Origin of the sequence: Paenibacillus sp. HW567 (genome assembly GCF_000374185.1) — a bacterium.
Classification (GTDB): Bacteria; Bacillota; Bacilli; order Paenibacillales; family Paenibacillaceae; genus Paenibacillus_AQ.
Window position 1 is genome coordinate 67951 of record NZ_KB910518.1, and the last position, 16322, is coordinate 84272.

Sequence of the window (16322 nt, forward strand, 5' to 3'; positions counted from 1 at the left end):
TTGGAGGTGGAAGCACGGTAACGTGTGGAGCTGACCAATACTAATCGGTCGAGGGCTTATCCAAAGAACTAAAACGCAGGTTTCGTTTCGGATTCAGTTTTCAGGAATCAAGTTCCTGAACAATCAATCGCGCACACATTCATCGGCACAGCCGTGAACGACCGAATGTTACGCTCGGCGCTTGTTCCACAAGTGCACGTTTGGTGGCGATAGCGGAGGGGTTCCACGCGTACCCATCCCGAACACGACCGTTAAGCCCTCCAGCGCCGATGGTACTTGGACCGAAGGGTCCTGGGAGAGTAGGACGCCGCCAAGCATTATTCCCTGATAGCTCAGTTGGTAGAGCACTCGACTGTTAATCGAGTTGTCACAGGTTCGAGTCCTGTTCGGGGAGCCATGCTCTCATAGCTCAGTAGGTAGAGTGCTTCCATGGTAAGGAAGAGGTCACCGGTTCGAATCCGGTTGAGAGCTCCACAAGTTTTTAAGGCCCGTTGGTCAAGGGGTTAAGACACCTCCCTTTCACGGAGGTAACATGGGTTCGAATCCCATACGGGTCACCATTTATGATTTTTCATTTTCCCTAGAGGACAACCTTAGATATGGAGGCTTAGCTCAGCTGGGAGAGCATCTGCCTTACAAGCAGAGGGTCGGGGGTTCGAACCCCTCAGCCTCCACCATAATCGTCCTCATGTTAGAAGAGATTGTGGGAATTTTATAGGTATCCATCGAAGGGGATTAGCCAAGCGGTAAGGCAACGGACTCTGACTCCGTCATCATAGGTTCGAATCCTATATCCCCTGCCAAATGCGAGCCATTAGCTCAGTTGGTAGAGCACCTGACTTTTAATCAGGGTGTCGAAGGTTCGAGTCCTTCATGGCTCACTTTTATTATTGTGCGCGTGTGGCGGAATGGCAGACGCACCAGACTTAGGATCTGGCGTCTTACGACGTGGGGGTTCAAGTCCCTTCACGCGCACCACTTAATTTGCGGACGTGGCTCAGCGGTAGAGCATCGCCTTGCCAAGGCGAGGGTCGCGGGTTCGATTCCCGTCGTCCGCTCCATAATTTTGCGCCCTTAGCTCAGCTGGATAGAGCGTTTGACTACGAATCAAAAGGTCGGGAGTTCGAATCTCTCAGGGCGCGCCATTTATTTTACAAAATAACGGGATGTAGCTCAGCTTGGTAGAGCACCTGGTTTGGGACCAGGGGGTCGCATGTTCAAATCGTGTCATCCCGATTTTATATTTGCGCGGGTGTAGTTCAATGGTAGAACTTCAGCCTTCCAAGCTGATAGCGTGGGTTCGATTCCCATCACCCGCTCCATAATCTTATATTGTTTCGGGATGTAGCTCAGCTTGGTAGAGCACCTGGTTTGGGACCAGGGGGTCGCATGTTCAAATCGTGTCATCCCGATAATTCAGCTTTTAGCTGGCAATGAACTCTTACTTTGGTAAGAGTTTTTTTGTTTTTACATTAAGTTGAAAAATTGATGATTTCATTTTAGTTATAATTAATATATGTTCTTTTAATCTTTTGAAAAAAAGATGACCTCCGATGGGATGCCAATCCGAAGATAATAACTTATTAAGGATTCATCCTGTTCGGGAAAACTACCTGACGATAATAGCTTAATGGCGAATAAATTAGCTTGACGCTCAAGCTTCCCAGGTGAAAAATAGGAATTTTCCTCTAAAAAGAACCGGTTTATTCCTTTATGCAGGCGATCATGGCCGAGTTCATGTGCACACACAAAACGCTGCCACTCTATAGGCAGTTCATTATGAATAACAATGAATCTTCTTCTAAGTTTGCGATAATACAAACCCTTCGTGCTTTCTCCCAGGTTTACGAATCGAATATGAATGCCCAGTGCCTCACAGAGCTCAAAAGGGTTGTTGGTTTTATATTTTTTGATCAACTTATTGATTATCTCATCCATATTCTTCACCCGCAGCATGTTAGTGTTTGTAATGTCGCCTAGCTATTAATCGGTGCCTGATTCGTGCTTGGGTTTAGTTCTTTTATTCATCTGCTTGGCTTCCCAGAAAAGGCCGGTCAGCACATCCTTGATCCGCTGCTTGTCTTCTTTATTTAAAGGAATTCCATCAAACATAAGTTCCCCGTCATCCTCCAGCATTTTGCGGAAATCCCGCTTATCCTTCTCTGTAGCCCACTCTGGAGCCTTGCCTTCGGTATTGCTCAACAAATCCTCGGCCAAGTATCCTGCATGCTCCATAAGCTCTTCATAGGATACTTCCGCTGCCTCAGCGATCTTACGTAAGGTGGCTGGCTTAGGCACCCCTCTTAATCCGTTCTCAATTCGTGAGATCTGCGCTCCGCTGATACCCGCAAGTGAAGCCAGTTGATTGATTGTCAGGCCTTTATGCTCCCGAAGCTGTTTCAGATATTCCCCGAAATCTCCTGCCATCGTTAACCACTCCTTATCACCTATTAACCTGTTGTTAATAATATAAGGCATAATTGCCAATAGGTAAACAAAAAACGATTAATAATGCCAAAAGGTAATATGTGATGTGATGGTAAGATAAAGCGTGATAAGAGGTGTTTTCTCCTCGTAAACGACCTTAAATGGGATTTTACGGAATTGGTGATAAGGTGGTATATTATTGAAAAAGGCGAACAGAATACGAACAAGAAGAATTTTACCACATTTCTCAGGAGACTTCTGCAATAATTACCTCAATTCAGACCCAAATGCAAAGGAGTGTATATAATAATGAATTTATCCTCACTGCCCGACTTGGACCGCCGCCGTACTCAGGTCGCTATAGAGAGCTTATTGGAGAAATACCGCATTTTTAAGACAGTTACTTTTGAAGCCAAAGAAGCGGGTATTACTTATTCTTATACGGAAAGATTTCACGGACCGACTAATAGTATTACCGATCAGACTGCAGCCATAGCCACTCATAACGTAGATGTTCCTGCTGCAAGAAGGGCCTACTGCGCTACTTTGGATTCTGTAGTGGACAGGCTTAATAAGCGGGAGCAGCAACTTGTCCAAGAACGATATATGCGCAGAGATGAAATATATGATTACACGGTATATAATCATGTGTTTGATCCGCCGGTCAGCAAAGATACGTACGTTAAGATACGCTCAAAGGCATTTTACAAGATGGCTCTGGCACTTACGGATCTTGGGTTGTTGTCGCTGGGTTCGCTAATGAAAAAGGGATCGCCTTTGAACAAAGAAGGGTCGGAGAGTAGAGGGGAGCCAGCTCCTGTTATGGAAGTGAATTTATGAATGGAAAGAAAGCATGAACATAGAGCGTAATACGAAGGCTGTATCGTCCGATTGGATGATGCAGTCTTTTTCTTTTTTTGCCGGGAAAGACTAAGTGCGGAATGTTCATTGAAAAGAGCGCCTCTTTTTCCAGCTTAAAACATCCCTAGTTCATCTATAAGCTCTCCCAAATCTCGACCTAATATCGGCTCTATGCGGAAATAAAGCGGGTATGATTATAACATGGCAAATGAAGCAGAAGGACACCGCAGGAGCATGAATGCTCTGCTGATATCGTGCCTGTTAAGAGGCAGCTCCTCTTTTTTGCGGTGAAAGCTTCTTCTGGCAGATGCCATAGATCAAGACGAGTATTGCCGCTGTAGAGGGTGATATTCGTTTTTTATTTCAACATAAACTGGAGGGATGTACACAATTATGTTAATGGATTTAATGATTCATAGCATCAAGGAACGGCCGCAGTTGCGGCTGTGGAGAGGAATGTAACCATGACTGTACAACAATTAAGGGAGAATATTATTGCTGCACTTGAAAAATCTTTTCCTGATGTACCTGTATATGTCGATGGGAATAAACCGCAGATCGCGTACTTCAGAGTGGAACTGATCTCGTCAACCTATGACCGGCAAAGGGAAGGCAAATATATGGCTGTGTATCGTTATGGGATCCGATATGAGCAGGGTGGTTTGCTGGATTCAGAAGGAATGGCTGACGGATTATGCGAAGCGCTTGCGATGAGAGAGAGAGAACAACCTTCTTTTCGTGTGATGCGACAGGCTTGGGAGGCTGGAACAGAAGGAAAAGGACCGCTTTTTACAGTGGACTATATGCTCTATCTTCATAAGGAATTACAGCCTGAACCTGGGGTTAAGATGATGGGGCATTTTACAGAAGGGGAACGATTAAAATGAGTGCAATTGACAATAATGCAAGTATTTTTGGCAAAAAGCAGATTAGGGAATCGGCATTATTCTCACCTAAAGAAAAAGATGTGCTGGACGTGGTGCTGCAGGAGAATCAAAGTTACACACTAAATGAAGCAAAGCAATTACTGGAGCTTTTTCTAACTAAGGAGGTTATCTAAATGGCTGGAGGAACATGGACAACACAAAACAAGGTGCGTCCGGGGGTATACGTGAATGTCGTGTCCAACGGAAGCGCAGTAGGTAAAATGGGGGAGCGCGGAATTACAGCTCTCGCTCTTTCCTTACCTTGGGGGAAAGCAGGAACGATTCTGAAGCTTACACCACAGGATGATTATAAAAAGCTGCTTGGTTATGATCTGACGGATACTGTACTGCTTCCGGTGCGGGAAGCGCTGAAACGTGCAGGCACTCTGCTGCTCTACCGCTTGAATGAAGGTGTAAAAGCAGCAGTGACCAATAACGGTCTGCAGGTGACAGCAAAATACGGCGGTGAACGCGGCAATAATCTTTCTGTGACTATTGAGAAAAATATTGATAACGACGCTTTGTTCGATGTAAGTACGTTGCTAGGCAGCACAAAATTGGATAAACAAACTATTGCTTCTGCACTGGAACTTACGTCCAATGAATATGTGGAGTTTAAGGAAAATGGTTCGGCTGGCTTGACACTGACTGCTGGCATGCCCCTTACGGGCGGTGCTAACGGTACGGTAACGAGTGCGGAGCACAGTGAATTTTTGACTCTGCTGGAGGTGCAGGATTTCCAGACGGTCGGCCTTTTGTCACAGGATAACTCACTTAAGGCACTGTATACCTCATTTGTGAAGCGTTTGCGTGATACAGAAGGCAAGAAGGTACAGGCGGTACTATCCGACTATGCAATGGCCGATCATGAAGGAATTATCAGCGTGGCGAACGGTGTAGTGCTCAGCGATGGCACAACCATTGATAAAACGAATGCAGTGGCATGGGTTGCGGGTGCAACTGCTGGAGCTGCAGTAAACGAATCGTTAACTTATCAGGCTTATGATGATGCCGTTGATGCGGATGTACGCTTCAATCATACCGAGACGGTATCGGCACTGACGAGTGGTGAAATGCTCTTTACGTATAATGGAGGCCGTGCTGTGGTGGAGCAGGATATCAACACCTTCACTGGATTTTCACCGGATAAAGGCAAGGTTTTTTCGAAAAATCGGGTATTGCGTGTACTGGACGGGGTTTCCGGTGATTTGAAAAGAATTTTTGAGAATTATTTCATTGGAAAGGTAGCGAATAATGTAGACGGCCGTGCGCTTTTCTGGTCCCAATGCGTTTCTTATATGAACGATCTGCAGAACCTCGGTGCTATTGATAATTTCAATTCACAGACTGACATTGTGGTAACAGCAGGAGTTGATAGTGACAGTGTCGTGCTGGATATTGCCGTGAAGCCGGTTGATTCCGTAGAAAAAGTATATATGAAAGTGAAGGTGGTCTAAGATGACATTCTTGAAAGCCAGCGATACCCTCTCCGGCCAGGAAGGCCGTGCTTTTGCAACTATCAATGGTCAAACGGAAGAAATGTTCTATGTGAAGACGCTGGAAGCGACTGTTGAGAAGCAGAAAGCGGAAGTGAAAACACTCGGGCGCCGGGGGGTTCAGCATAAAGCAACAGGGTGGTCCGGCAGCGGGTCGATGACAATTTTCTATATGACCAGCCGTTTCCGCCAACTGATGCTGGAATATATGAAAACGGGCGTAGATCAGTATTTTGACATTGTAGTCACGAATGAAGACCCTTCGTCTAGTGTTGGAGCACAACGAATGATGCTCAAATCTGTAAATTTGGACAGTGTCATTATGGCTTCACTTGATACCGAATCGGATGCTCTTGAAGAAGAAGTGAGCTTTACTTTTGAAGATGTGGAGCTTATGCAATCCTTTAATGCTCCGGCAGGTTCTGGCCTCTAAGAATATGTGCCTGAAGTAAATATAGACGTGAGCAAGAATGACCCGGACGTGTAGGGAGCGGCGGGTCTCTTCTCAGTCTGCTTAAAATAATCAAAATATCAGGAGGAAAACAATGAGCGAATTAAGTTTGTTTTTTGCACAAAATGCAGCATCTGACACGACAGAGGAATTTGTGGTCTCGCAGCGATTTAAAGATACAGAGGGCAAAGCCGCTGCTTGGAAGCTACGCAGTATGAACGAGGATGAGAATCAGGAATGCCGGAAAGCGGCTACACGGAAAATAAAAGGGAAAAATGGCACCTATTCAACAGAAATTGACCCCAATGATTATATGGCTAAGCTAATGACCTCGAGTGTAGTATATCCGGATCTGAAGAATTCTGAGCTGCAGCGGTCTTATGGGGTACTTGGAGCAGAAGCGCTGCTGCGAAAGATGCTACTTCCTGGTGAGTTTGCAGCGCTTGGTGAGCGTGTACAGGCACTGAATGGATTCGACACTGATATGAACGAATTGGTAGATGAAGTAAAAAACTGATCAACGAGGGTGATGGTGAGGCTAACCTGGCCTACTACGCCCTCCACGAACTGCACATATTGCCGCATGAGCTTATGAGGTTCTCTACACGTGAACGAGCAGCTATATACGCCATGATCTCGGTACGGGTGGACAAAGAGAAACGGGAGCAATCGCGTAACAAGGGTAAGAGAAGATAAAGGGGGTGAACGAATGGAGATAGATGTATCTAAAATGGTATTAGTGTCGCGTAAGTCGCTTGTGATCTGGAAAGCGATAAATAAGCAGTGTGTGCGTATGAATGCTAATCTGGATATTGTAAATCGCTCCATCAAAGCGGTTCAGAGTACGGTGAAGCGGTCAGCGGATGGAATGAATCGGTCTATGGACAGGCTTAATCAGTCTTTGCAAGTAATTAATGATACCTTGCTGGATGGATTTAAACGGATGCCCCCAAAGCTAAGTGTGTCCAGAGATCTTGTAATGGAGCAAAGCCAGCAGGCCTCGCAATCTCAGCAGTTAGCTGTTAGCGCTTTGAGCACTTCACCGTCAGATAAAAATGTACCACCTGAAGAAGAGAAGGCAAAAAAAGTAAATTGGTGGAAAGGGCTTAAGGAAAAGAAGAAGCCAGAGCCGAAAAATAAGGAAGTGACCGTTGAAGCCTCTCCCAAGCCCAAGATAAATCTTGTGAAAGGACCGCCACCTCCATCGCCGCCACCAGTCCCAGCAGACTCCAAAATAATGAAATTTCTCAAAACCGCCAATGTGGTAAACCCTTTTAATAGGGTCAAATCCTTTGGTGAGAAAGCGGTAAAATCTGCGGCAAAGCCAAGTGATATTGTGGACTGGAATACGCTCAATGATAATGTTGATACGGCTCTCGGTCAAATTGGAGCGAAAGCGTTGGGAGCACTGCGTCCGGTAATGGACACTCTTAATAAGGCACTGACCTCAGGCCAATTAATGCCGATTATTGATGCTATGGCTAACGGCTTTCTATTCATTGCTAATGTCATTTCTATGGTGGTTAATGGATTGTTGTGGCTGGTTGGGGTTGTTCAAGATAATTGGTCTTACATTAAACCGATTCTTGAAGCCATTGCTATTGTGTACTTAGCAGCGATGATTGTTCAAGTCTATATGCTCGCCGCTGCCTGGTTAGCAGCCAACTGGCCGATTCTGATTGTTATTGGGGTTATTGCGCTTTTAGTGCTGATTTTACAGCAGCTTGGTGTATCTGCATCTGATGTTGTAGGAGCAATTGCAGGTTCCTTTGGTGTGTTGGTGGCCATAGTGCAAAACATAGGAATATGGATGCGCAACATATTTTATCTGGTTGGAGATGCAATTGTAAATATTTTCAATACGGCCGTTAATAAAGTTAAAGAGTTCCTGTATGGTCTAGCGACCGGTGCGCTTGATGTACTCTATAACATGGCACTTGGGGCGGAGAATTTTGCCGGAGGGTTTATGAAGGTGATGGCTACTGCCATTAACTGGGTCCTTACACAGTTTAATTCTATGATAGATTCTTTAAGCAAAATTCCCTTCTTTGAAAAATTGGGTATCGGGAAAATTAAGATAGATATGCTAGATCCGGAAGTACCTCATGCTGCCAGTGATCTGATTGATAAATACCGCCAAGGAATTAAGACACTTGAACCCAAACCTGATGATAAACCCAAACGTAATACTGAGATGTGGGACTATGTAAATGTAGGTGACAGTTTCAAAAGTTATCAACAAGGTGGAGTTGATTTCACGAAAAATTTCTCCAATATGGGGAGATCTGCTACTGAGAAAGCCAAAGATTTAACTAATCCAATGAATGGAAATGGAAATCCTTCAAATCCCACAAGTATTCTTGCCAATCAAAATGGTAATCTAAACACCGTTAACCGGGTCAATCAAGTTGGCGCTATTAACGATACCGTAGACATCTCCAGCGATGATCTGAAAATGCTGCGCGAGCTGGCAGAGATTCAGGCAATCCAGAATTTCGTAGAGCTAACACCAACTGTTCAGGTAACAACCGGTAATATTAATAATGCTGGAGATATTGACTCCATTATTACGAAGATTGGGCAGAAGCTGAATGAGGAGTTTGTCTCAACGGCCCAGGGGGTGTATACGTAACGTGGAAGAGTATGGATTTTTTCTTAGCTACAACAACTATCAAGAGGCTATCAGACTGCCGGTCAATCCCGAAACGTTGGAGATTAAGGAGTCTGGTGACGGAAAAAGCTACTCCATCATTGACCTGGGTGAAATTAATACTATTGCCTATCCCAAGCTGACGGAAATCACTATAGAGAGTGTATTTCCGGCGCAGTATTATCCGTTTGTTGTGTACCGGAGAGATGAGGCGAGTAAGTTGCTGAAGCCTTATGAATATGTGGAGCTGATTAAAAAATGGATGGTGAGCCGCAGGCCAATACGATTTGTATTTACCGGGCTGAAGTCGCTGGATAACCGTGCCGCAGATCAGAGCAACATGGAACCAGATTGGCTCGCGCTGGCAAAAGCGAATGCGGGGAAGATTTTTACAGGTGAAATGGGAATTAATATGGCCACTAGCATCGAAGGCTTTACATGGAAGCTCAGCGCGGGAACTTCCGGGGATATTGAGTATACACTGGCACTTAAGAAGTATGTATTCTATCAGGCTGTCGCTGCAAAAGTTGTAAAGGGAGAAGTCAAGGCACAGCAGAAGCGTTCTAGTGATAAATCTGCACCAGCTACCTATACCATAAAAGCAGGGGATACTCTTGGGAAGATTGCCCAGAAGTTTCTCGGCGACAGCAGCAAATATAAGATACTCCAGAACCTTAATGGCATTTCCGATAGCGAGCTCAAGAAGCTTAAAGTCGGCAGAGTCATTAAGTTGTCATAGGAGGGGACGATGGTGGAGCTGCTTGTGAAAAACAAGGAAGGAAGGATTTGGGATATCTCTGGTATCGCAACGGATATTACCTGGAAGACATCGCGTTCCGGCAAGCCCTCTACTCTGGATCTGACTCTAGTTGACAGTGGTATTTACCAGCATCCGAAGTTTGGGATCAGCAACGGGGATATTATACAGTTCAGTAAAGATGGAATTAACGTATTTTATGGTTTTGTATTCAGTATAGATACGGGGATTGACCAAGAAATTAAGCTGACTGCGTATGATCAGATCCGTTATTTACTGGGGAACGGTAGCTATGTGCTCCAGAATGTTACCGTAAGCGAACTGATACAAAAGATTGCCAAGGACTACGGATTGCAGACAGGTGTGCTGGATGCCGCTAAGTACAAAATACCCTCCCTGATTGAAGATGATAAAAAACTGCTCGATATCATAATGGGGGCTATCGGCAGCGAACTTCAGTATAAGGGACAACTGATGGCTTTTTATGATGATTTTGGAAAGCTGACGCTGCGCAGTAGCGAGAATATGCTGCTGAATGTGATTTTAGGAGCAGGGCATTATCTATATGACTATTCATTGAAACGAAGCATTGATGAGGAGACGTACAACACAATCTTTCTGTACAAAGATAACGAGCAATCAGGCAAGAGAGACATCTATCCGGTATCGGATAAGGAAAATGTGGAACGCTGGGGCTTGTTGCATTTATACCAGAAGGCTGATGATAAGGCGAACGCAGCACAGATTCAGGAAAAAGCCAATAATTTGTTGAAAATGCATAACCGGGAGAAGCTGAGTCTCTCTGTCCAGGCAATCGGCGACATGCGGGTAAGGGCAGGCAACTTCATATATGTACTGCTGGACGAATTCGACACGCAGCTTTTTCTGGTGGATCAATGCAGCCATAAGATTTCCGGTGGGGAGCATACCATGTCCCTAGATATAAAGGTGGTGTAAAGGTTTATGTTGGATATTATCAAAAAAGCGAGCCTCGGAGCCGTATCCAATACGAATCCGGTGGCTTTTTCCTATGGAACGGTGACGGCTACAAAGCCTCTGCAGATTCAGGTGGATCAACGGTTTATTCTTTCCGGCCCTGCACTTGTCCTCCCAGAAACAGTTATGGAAAGCAGAATTGAATTGGACGGTAAAAGCTATCTGATCCGACGGGGCCTTGAATCCGGGGACCGTGTGCTGTTGATCCGCATGCAGGGAGGACAAAGCTATATTGTTCTGGATCGGCTGGTGAATTTATGATCCCAGCCCTTGGAAAGGCAGGACCTATAACGTCATTGTTGGAGAGCGAAGCCATTAGCCAGAGCTCAGAAATCCCAAGTCTTACTTATAGAATGGACTGGGAACGCAAACGGATATTAGGCACTATTGATACGCTGGAGGCCGTCAAGCAGGCAGCAGTCAAAGTTCTTCAAACCGAACGTTATGAGCATCTGATCTATAGTTCAGATTACGGAACTGAGTGGAACCTGGTGCTTGGCAGAGACCGCCTGCTCGCCAGATCGGAGCTAAGGCGGAGTGTAAGTGAAGCTTTGCTCGAGGATGAGCGAATTCGTAGTTTGGAGGATGTGGAGATTTCTTTTAACGGAGATAATGTTATCCTCAATTGCACTGTCGTCACGTATTACGGTAATTTCGAGCTGAGAAAGGAGTGGAGTGAGGGTGTATGAAGATCAGACCTATGAAGCATTGCTTGAACGAATGCTGGAGCGGATTCCGGCAGGGCTGGACAAGCGTGAAGGCAGCATCATCTATGATGCGCTGGCTCCGGCTGCGGCTGAGATGGCGCAGATGTATATTGAGCTGGATGTAAATAATAATTTAGTTTTTGCAGATACGGCTACTGGGGAGTACCTGGAACGCAGCATTGCCTGGTCGGGGATTACAAGGCGTGCAGCGAGTAAAGCTGAGCTTAAAGGAAGGTTCTATAACAGTGCTAATGGGCTGCTGGATATTCCGCTTGGCAGTCGTTTTTCACTTGATTTGCTGCATTATACAGCAGTAGAGAAGCTGGCTCCAGGAACCTACAGGATGGAAAGTGAAGCAGCAGGAGAAGAGGGAAACCGTTATTTCGGCTCTTTGCTGCCCCTTGATTACATCCCTGATCTGGCGCGTGGTGAGATTGCGGCACTGTTGATCCCCGGTGAAAATGCGGAGAGTGATGACTTGCTGCGTCAACGGTATTTCGACTCGGCGAGACGTCCGTCAACGAGCGGAAATAAATATCATTATATGGAATGGGCGATGCAGGTTGATGGGGTGGGAGGCAGCCGGGTATTCCCGCTGTGGAACGGTCCTAAGACGGTGAAGGTTGTCATCGTAGATTCGCAAAAGCAGCCTGCCTCCGAACTGCTTGTCTCTCAGGTGCAGCAATATATTGATCCGGTTTCGGGACAAGGTGAAGGACAAGCACCGGTAGGCGCGGTGGTGACCGTAGTCTCGGCAACAGGAAAAAACATTAGCGTAAGCGCCAAGGTTATACTTGCTCCCGGATATTCGCTGCAATCGGTTATTGATGCTTTTAAGGTGCTATTGGAAAAGTACCGTAAGGAGAAGGCTTTCACTGCTTCCTACATCAGCCAATCTGTGATTGGCTCGCTGCTGCTGGATACAGAGGGAACTGTGGACTATAGCGAATTGAAGCTGAACGGCGGAGTTGGAAATGTAATACTAACAGAAACTGAAGTGCCATTGTTCAGCAATGTTGAGCTGGAGGTGTAGCGATGGGTTACCCCGAGCAGATTGATGTATTCAAGGACAAGCTGAACAAAAAAGCAAACGGCGGCAGCTATGTTATTGAAGAGAAGCTCATTCTTACAGATGGAATTTATAGTGGCTTGCTTGCGCATGACAATATTAACAACCAGACCATAGCCGTGTATTCAGGGCCGCATTACAGCGGGATAGAGCTGAGAAATTTCTCAGTTTCCTTCCCGGATGACGCGCCCTGGCGGCGGACCATAAGAGTTTTTGCAGAGGTGCCCGAGGTGTATGTCACCTACGAGACGCCAGGGGATACCGTGGAGGCGGATGATATTAATGTTCTGCAATGGGGGCTTACTGCCGCTCAAAGTGAATTGGAACGCTATAAGAGTGAGGGACTCATAGACGGAGGGACATTTAGAAGAGAGGTGTAAAATGGGGCAAACGATTCAGCTTAAACGCGGCACGCTTGCAGAGCTTGGTGCTTACGGAGTTTTGCAGACAGGTGAGATGGGCTTCTGTACGGATACAAAGGAAGTCTATATTGGTGACGGTGCCTCCAATTTTATGGTCGGCCATGCGCTGTCAGGTCCAGAGGCTTCGCGTCCGGCGGCGGCATCTGTGGGGCGCTTTTATTATGTGACCAGCGGGTCCAATAACGGATACTTATACTTCGACGACGGTTCAACCTGGCACCGGACCAATTCACAGAAGCTAAGTGATCTGACGGGAACGGTGGATGACCTTGCCGATGGATCAACATATGCGAAGGTGCTGAAAGCGGATATTACTGCGGGACATATCAACAGAGTGTCTGACGGTACAAATGTCAAAACGGCAGCGGAAATAAAAGCCCATATTGACGATGCGGCGAAGCACCGTGTGATCAATGATACGGGAACAGCAATTACCGACCTATGGTCGGCACAGAAAATTAAGAATGAAATCGAGCTGGCCAAGCATAACATTGAGCCTCAGGCTTCAGTAAAGGACCAGAATCTCACCGTTCCTCCAGTAAGTCCAGCGGAAGGCGACCGCTATATCGTTCCCTTAGCAGCAGCAGGAGTATGGGCGGGTAAAAGCAATCAGATTGCGGAATACCAAGCTGCCACGTGGGTGTACTATGCGCCTGCTGTCGGCTGGACTGCTTATATAGACGATGAGCAGAAAATTTACAGTTGGAACGGCAGCGCTTGGGTGCGTACAGGGGGAGCATTGCAGACTATTACAGCAGGCAATGGTCTAACCGGTGGTGGTCAAGCCGATTCGGTGACGCTGAATATCGGTGCAGGCTTCGGGATTGGCGTTACCGCAGATGCGATTGCAGTGACTGCTGGTAAAGGGATCTTTGTAGATTCAGGCGGTGTAGCGGCCAATATCGACGGAAGCAGCATTGTCTACGACATCTCAAACGGCAACCGGCTAATGGTAGCGAGTATTGATGGCGGCACATTTTAGGGGGCGACGACTATGGCTCTAAAAACTTTAATTCAAATCCGCCGCGGCCTGGAAAGTGCGCTGGGCACGCTTGCTGTCGGCGAACTGGGCTATTGCACCGATACGGGCAAGCTATACATCGGGACGGGCAGTGTTAACAGATTGCTCGTAGCTTCACATAGCACCGGCGATATGCTAAAAAGCATTTACGATACAAACAACAACGGGAAGGTAGATTATGCTCAGGAAGCGGATACTGTACCCTGGTCCGGCGTGGATGGCAAGCCGGCGGTGTACCCACCTGCAGTCCATACGCATGAATATATGGCTAAAGGCCCGCTGAGCTGGAATCAGCTAAAAGGGGTGTGACTATGGCCTATGGTGAGAATATATATGGCACATTAAGTTATTCCTCCAGCCAGTCCAGCCAAGAAGCACCTGAGCTTGGTAAGCCGGACCTGATGGAATACCTTCCTGAGTATTACCAAGGTGTGCTTGAAATGGAACAGCTCCAGGAGAGCGATGCTGTGGAATGTGGACGGCTCGCCTATTCAATTGAGGATTCCGCATTGCAAACAAATGTAGAATCGGCAACCTGGGGACTCGCGCGTTGGGAGAATGTACTGGCTTTAACTACGGACAGTACGAAATCCTATGCTACCCGCAGAGAGATGATCAAGGCTAAGCTGCGCGGAAGCGGGACCACCACTGCAGAAATGATCCGGCGGACGGCATCCGCTTTTTCTGGAGGAGATGTTCGGGTTGTGGAGGTGCCGGGAGAATACAGTTTTGAAATCCGTTTTGTAGGCTCGCTGGGTATTCCGGCGAATATGGCGGGGCTGATTCAAATTATTGAAGAGATTAAGCCAGCGCATCTGGATTATAAGTTTGTGTACAGCTATACCTGGTGGGATTCATTAAAGGCGCTCACTTGGAGCAATGCGCACGAAAGAACCTGGAACGAATTAAGAGTATACGAATAGGAGTGTGAAACATGCAGACTACAGGTAACTTGGGCTTGAAAAAGCCGGACGGTACAGACATTGTAGATATCGGGGATTTGAACGGCAATATGGATATTTTGGATACTGCCGTAAAAAATGTGCAGGATCATGCAGCGGATGCTGTGAAGCATATTACAGCAACTGAACGCACTGCTTGGAACGCTAAAGCTTCCACAGCAACAGCAACTATTAGCACAGCGGGGCTGATGGCAGCAAGCGATAAATACAAGCTGGATGGCGTAGCGTCCGGGGCAAATAATTATTCGCATCCGAATCATACAGGGGACGTGACCAGTACAGGGGATGGCCTTACTGCCATTGCTCCGGGCGTTATTGTGAATGCTGACATCAATGCGGCTGCCGCGATTGACGCATCGAAGATTGGTACGGGGGTTGTGTCCAACGCGGAGTTTGGGTATTTGGATGGGGTGACGAGCGGAATACAAGGGCAGCTAAATGCCCGGCCACTATTGACAACAACTCCGCAGCAGACGACAGGGGATATTACCTTTTATGTGCGGACAGATGGTAATGATAATAATACGGGGCTGGCGAATACGTCGGGCGGGGCGTTTAAGACAATAGGTAAGGCAATTTGGGCATTACCGCAAATAATTAACCATCAAGTAATTATCAACGTTGCAGCGGGGACATATCCCGAAAAAGTTAATGTCGCTGGTTTCAGCGGATCGAATAACCTTACAATTCAGGGGGCTTCCGCAGCAACAACAACGCACATGGTTAATGGTTTCGATGTGTTTTACAATTCTATCAATGTTCGTATTATTGGGTTTACGGGAACAAGAACGGATGCGGCACCATTCAACGCCGTTGCAACGCAGGAGGTTTTCTTCTACCGGTGTCTTGTTACGGCAAACTCAGCTTCTTATGCATTCAATGCTGATGAAGGAGCGATGATGTATTTAGGACAGTGTATAATATCGAATAGAGGCGTAGCTGTATACGCTCAAGTAGAAGCGAAAATTTTCACTTCTGATTTATCAGGTTCAGCCAATACAGTAGGGTATAGAGCGTATTTCGGAGGGAAAATAACTGTAACTGGAACATTGGTTTCTTCGACATATGGCTACGAATCACAGCATGGTGGTCAAGTACTAACTTCGGCAGGAGTTATTAGTCCGTGGGGAGACAACACACATTCGTCCCGTCCAATAACATGGTCCACAATGTCTGTATCTGCTTATGCGCTTACTGCAAACACTTGGAATTTCATCAAATACGGGGGCGTGTCCACAAATAATTCAAATGGATATAATGGAACGGCGGGAATATTCACTTCTCCGCAGGATGGCTGGTATAAAGTACGTGCATCTGCCATGTTACTTAATGTTCCTGTAAACCAGCAAGTTCAAATAAGAATTTTGCTTAATGGTAGTATTGGCTATGTTGTTGACTTGGTTTACGCTACTACTTTAGCGCACCAAATCGTTAACGGTGAGACGTTACTCTATCTTCAACCAGGGCAAACGGTACAGGTTCAAATTTATGTTGATAGTGCTGTGTGGATTAGCACAGGGTCGGATACGACTCGGCTTGAAATTATCCGGGTAGCGTGACAGAGAGGAGGAATAAAA

General features: G+C 46.4%; 19 protein-coding genes, 12 tRNA genes and 1 rRNA gene. 30 read left to right on the top strand and 2 right to left on the bottom strand.

Translation table 11 applies throughout. The features are described 5' to 3' along the window. Nucleotides 1-199 precede the first annotated feature (199 nt). From rrf to B212_RS0100480, 13 genes are all read left to right on the top strand, one after another. Nucleotides 200-316 (top strand): 5S ribosomal RNA (gene rrf, locus B212_RS0100420). 5 nt (nucleotides 317-321) lie between these two features. Beyond that, nucleotides 322-397 (top strand) — tRNA-Asn (locus B212_RS0100425). A 1-nt stretch (nucleotide 398) separates the two neighbouring features. Next, nucleotides 399-474 (top strand) — tRNA-Thr (locus B212_RS0100430). Nucleotides 475-485: 11 nt separating this feature from the next. After that, a tRNA-Glu gene (locus B212_RS0100435) sits at nucleotides 486-560 on the top strand. A gap of 41 nt (nucleotides 561-601) precedes the next feature. After that, nucleotides 602-677 (top strand) — tRNA-Val (locus B212_RS0100440). A gap of 52 nt (nucleotides 678-729) precedes the next feature. Next, nucleotides 730-803, top strand: a tRNA-Gln gene (locus B212_RS0100445). A 5-nt stretch (nucleotides 804-808) separates the two neighbouring features. Beyond that, a tRNA-Lys gene (locus B212_RS0100450) sits at nucleotides 809-881 on the top strand. A 13-nt stretch (nucleotides 882-894) separates the two neighbouring features. Continuing rightward, nucleotides 895-978 (top strand) — tRNA-Leu (locus tag B212_RS0100455). Nucleotides 979-986: 8 nt separating this feature from the next. Then, nucleotides 987-1061: transfer RNA gene (locus B212_RS0100460), tRNA-Gly, on the top strand. Nucleotides 1062-1068: 7 nt separating this feature from the next. Beyond that, nucleotides 1069-1145 (top strand) — tRNA-Arg (locus B212_RS0100465). A gap of 17 nt (nucleotides 1146-1162) precedes the next feature. Beyond that, nucleotides 1163-1236: transfer RNA gene (locus tag B212_RS0100470), tRNA-Pro, on the top strand. A gap of 12 nt (nucleotides 1237-1248) precedes the next feature. Then, nucleotides 1249-1322: transfer RNA gene (locus tag B212_RS0100475), tRNA-Gly, on the top strand. A 16-nt stretch (nucleotides 1323-1338) separates the two neighbouring features. Next, nucleotides 1339-1412: transfer RNA gene (locus B212_RS0100480), tRNA-Pro, on the top strand. Nucleotides 1413-1524: 112 nt separating this feature from the next. On the opposite strand, the gene B212_RS0100485 is transcribed toward B212_RS0100480, so the two are convergent. Both B212_RS0100485 and B212_RS0100490 read right to left on the bottom strand, forming a co-directional pair. Continuing rightward, nucleotides 1525-1938 (bottom strand): ImmA/IrrE family metallo-endopeptidase, encoded by a 414-nt coding sequence (locus tag B212_RS0100485; RefSeq protein ID WP_028530522.1) that lies wholly within the window; start codon nucleotides 1936-1938, stop codon nucleotides 1525-1527. Between the two features lie 45 nt (nucleotides 1939-1983). Then, nucleotides 1984-2427, bottom strand: coding sequence for a transcriptional regulator (locus B212_RS0100490; RefSeq protein ID WP_019908276.1), 444 nt, complete (start codon nucleotides 2425-2427; stop codon nucleotides 1984-1986). 309 nt (nucleotides 2428-2736) lie between these two features. Between B212_RS0100490 and B212_RS30410 the strand changes: the two genes are divergently transcribed. The 17 genes from B212_RS30410 to B212_RS0100575 all read left to right on the top strand — a co-directional run bounded on the left by B212_RS30410 (nucleotide 2737) and on the right by B212_RS0100575 (nucleotide 16304). After that, the gene (locus B212_RS30410) at nucleotides 2737-3267 is read left to right on the top strand and encodes an ArpU family phage packaging/lysis transcriptional regulator (protein WP_019908278.1); all 531 of its coding nucleotides are present in this window, start codon (nucleotides 2737-2739) and stop codon (nucleotides 3265-3267) included. A 485-nt stretch (nucleotides 3268-3752) separates the two neighbouring features. Continuing rightward, nucleotides 3753-4175 (top strand): phage tail terminator family protein, encoded by a 423-nt coding sequence (locus B212_RS0100500; protein ID WP_019908280.1) that lies wholly within the window; start codon nucleotides 3753-3755, stop codon nucleotides 4173-4175. Continuing rightward, nucleotides 4172-4348, top strand: a complete 177-nt coding sequence (locus B212_RS34885; protein WP_019908282.1) for a hypothetical protein — start codon at nucleotides 4172-4174, stop codon at nucleotides 4346-4348. Before B212_RS0100500 ends, B212_RS34885 begins: the two co-directional genes overlap by 4 nt. Then, complete coding sequence (locus B212_RS0100510; RefSeq protein ID WP_019908283.1) at nucleotides 4349-5671, top strand: phage tail sheath family protein; 1323 nt, start codon at nucleotides 4349-4351, stop codon at nucleotides 5669-5671. A gap of 1 nt (nucleotide 5672) precedes the next feature. Further along, a complete protein-coding gene (locus tag B212_RS0100515) occupies nucleotides 5673-6143 on the top strand; it encodes a phage tail tube protein (protein WP_019908284.1) in 471 nt (156 codons plus the stop codon). Between the two features lie 112 nt (nucleotides 6144-6255). After that, nucleotides 6256-6678 carry a phage tail assembly chaperone gene (locus tag B212_RS0100520; RefSeq protein WP_019908286.1) on the top strand — a complete coding sequence of 141 codons (423 nt, stop codon included), beginning with the start codon at nucleotides 6256-6258 and terminating at the stop codon, nucleotides 6676-6678. 192 nt (nucleotides 6679-6870) lie between these two features. Further along, entirely contained in the window at nucleotides 6871-8793 is a 1923-nt protein-coding gene (locus B212_RS0100525; RefSeq protein WP_019908287.1) for a hypothetical protein, read from the top strand. Between the two features lies 1 nt (nucleotide 8794). After that, on the top strand, nucleotides 8795-9550 hold the full coding sequence (locus B212_RS0100530; RefSeq protein ID WP_019908288.1) for a LysM peptidoglycan-binding domain-containing protein: 756 nt from the start codon (nucleotides 8795-8797) through the stop codon (nucleotides 9548-9550). Between the two features lie 9 nt (nucleotides 9551-9559). After that, complete coding sequence (locus B212_RS0100535) at nucleotides 9560-10525, top strand: XkdQ/YqbQ family protein (RefSeq protein ID WP_019908289.1); 966 nt, start codon at nucleotides 9560-9562, stop codon at nucleotides 10523-10525. Between the two features lie 6 nt (nucleotides 10526-10531). Next, nucleotides 10532-10825, top strand: a complete 294-nt coding sequence (locus B212_RS0100540; protein ID WP_019908290.1) for a DUF2577 domain-containing protein — start codon at nucleotides 10532-10534, stop codon at nucleotides 10823-10825. 35 nt (nucleotides 10826-10860) lie between these two features. Continuing rightward, the gene (locus tag B212_RS0100545) at nucleotides 10861-11253 is read left to right on the top strand and encodes a DUF2634 domain-containing protein (protein ID WP_232231453.1); all 393 of its coding nucleotides are present in this window, start codon (nucleotides 10861-10863) and stop codon (nucleotides 11251-11253) included. After that, complete coding sequence (locus tag B212_RS0100550) at nucleotides 11246-12304, top strand: baseplate J/gp47 family protein (RefSeq protein WP_019908292.1); 1059 nt, start codon at nucleotides 11246-11248, stop codon at nucleotides 12302-12304. Before B212_RS0100545 ends, B212_RS0100550 begins: the two co-directional genes overlap by 8 nt. 2 nt (nucleotides 12305-12306) lie before the next feature. Then, nucleotides 12307-12720, top strand: coding sequence for a hypothetical protein (locus B212_RS0100555; protein ID WP_019908294.1), 414 nt, complete (start codon nucleotides 12307-12309; stop codon nucleotides 12718-12720). 1 nt (nucleotide 12721) lies between these two features. Further along, nucleotides 12722-13744 (top strand): DUF2793 domain-containing protein, encoded by a 1023-nt coding sequence (locus B212_RS0100560; RefSeq protein WP_019908295.1) that lies wholly within the window; start codon nucleotides 12722-12724, stop codon nucleotides 13742-13744. A 12-nt stretch (nucleotides 13745-13756) separates the two neighbouring features. Next, nucleotides 13757-14092, top strand: a complete 336-nt coding sequence (locus B212_RS0100565; protein ID WP_019908296.1) for a hypothetical protein — start codon at nucleotides 13757-13759, stop codon at nucleotides 14090-14092. A gap of 2 nt (nucleotides 14093-14094) precedes the next feature. Continuing rightward, entirely contained in the window at nucleotides 14095-14706 is a 612-nt protein-coding gene (locus B212_RS0100570; RefSeq protein WP_019908297.1) for a putative phage tail protein, read from the top strand. Between the two features lie 11 nt (nucleotides 14707-14717). Continuing rightward, nucleotides 14718-16304 (top strand): C1q-like domain-containing protein, encoded by a 1587-nt coding sequence (locus B212_RS0100575; protein ID WP_019908298.1) that lies wholly within the window; start codon nucleotides 14718-14720, stop codon nucleotides 16302-16304. Nucleotides 16305-16322: the final 18 nt, after the last annotated feature.

Excerpts from the sequence above, each read along its gene's own strand:
- B212_RS0100560 (WP_019908295.1), top strand. The coding sequence starts at position 12,722 with ATGGGGCAAACGATTCAGCTTAAACGCGGCACGCTTGCAGAGCTTGGT.
- B212_RS0100500 (WP_019908280.1), top strand. The coding sequence starts at position 3,753 with ATGACTGTACAACAATTAAGGGAGAATATTATTGCTGCACTTGAAAAA.
- B212_RS30410 (WP_019908278.1), top strand. The coding sequence starts at position 2,737 with ATGAATTTATCCTCACTGCCCGACTTGGACCGCCGCCGTACTCAGGTC.
- B212_RS0100515 (WP_019908284.1), top strand. The coding sequence starts at position 5,673 with ATGACATTCTTGAAAGCCAGCGATACCCTCTCCGGCCAGGAAGGCCGT.
- B212_RS0100490 (WP_019908276.1), bottom strand. The coding sequence starts at position 2,427 with ATGGCAGGAGATTTCGGGGAATATCTGAAACAGCTTCGGGAGCATAAA.
- B212_RS0100525 (WP_019908287.1), top strand. The coding sequence starts at position 6,871 with ATGGAGATAGATGTATCTAAAATGGTATTAGTGTCGCGTAAGTCGCTT.
- B212_RS0100520 (WP_019908286.1), top strand. The coding sequence starts at position 6,256 with ATGAGCGAATTAAGTTTGTTTTTTGCACAAAATGCAGCATCTGACACG.
- B212_RS0100485 (WP_028530522.1), bottom strand. The coding sequence starts at position 1,938 with ATGGATGAGATAATCAATAAGTTGATCAAAAAATATAAAACCAACAAC.
- B212_RS0100535 (WP_019908289.1), top strand. The coding sequence starts at position 9,560 with ATGGTGGAGCTGCTTGTGAAAAACAAGGAAGGAAGGATTTGGGATATC.
- B212_RS0100555 (WP_019908294.1), top strand. The coding sequence starts at position 12,307 with ATGGGTTACCCCGAGCAGATTGATGTATTCAAGGACAAGCTGAACAAA.
- B212_RS0100570 (WP_019908297.1), top strand. The coding sequence starts at position 14,095 with ATGGCCTATGGTGAGAATATATATGGCACATTAAGTTATTCCTCCAGC.
- B212_RS34885 (WP_019908282.1), top strand. The coding sequence starts at position 4,172 with ATGAGTGCAATTGACAATAATGCAAGTATTTTTGGCAAAAAGCAGATT.
- B212_RS0100565 (WP_019908296.1), top strand. The coding sequence starts at position 13,757 with ATGGCTCTAAAAACTTTAATTCAAATCCGCCGCGGCCTGGAAAGTGCG.
- B212_RS0100540 (WP_019908290.1), top strand. The coding sequence starts at position 10,532 with ATGTTGGATATTATCAAAAAAGCGAGCCTCGGAGCCGTATCCAATACG.
- B212_RS0100575 (WP_019908298.1), top strand. The coding sequence starts at position 14,718 with ATGCAGACTACAGGTAACTTGGGCTTGAAAAAGCCGGACGGTACAGAC.
- B212_RS0100510 (WP_019908283.1), top strand. The coding sequence starts at position 4,349 with ATGGCTGGAGGAACATGGACAACACAAAACAAGGTGCGTCCGGGGGTA.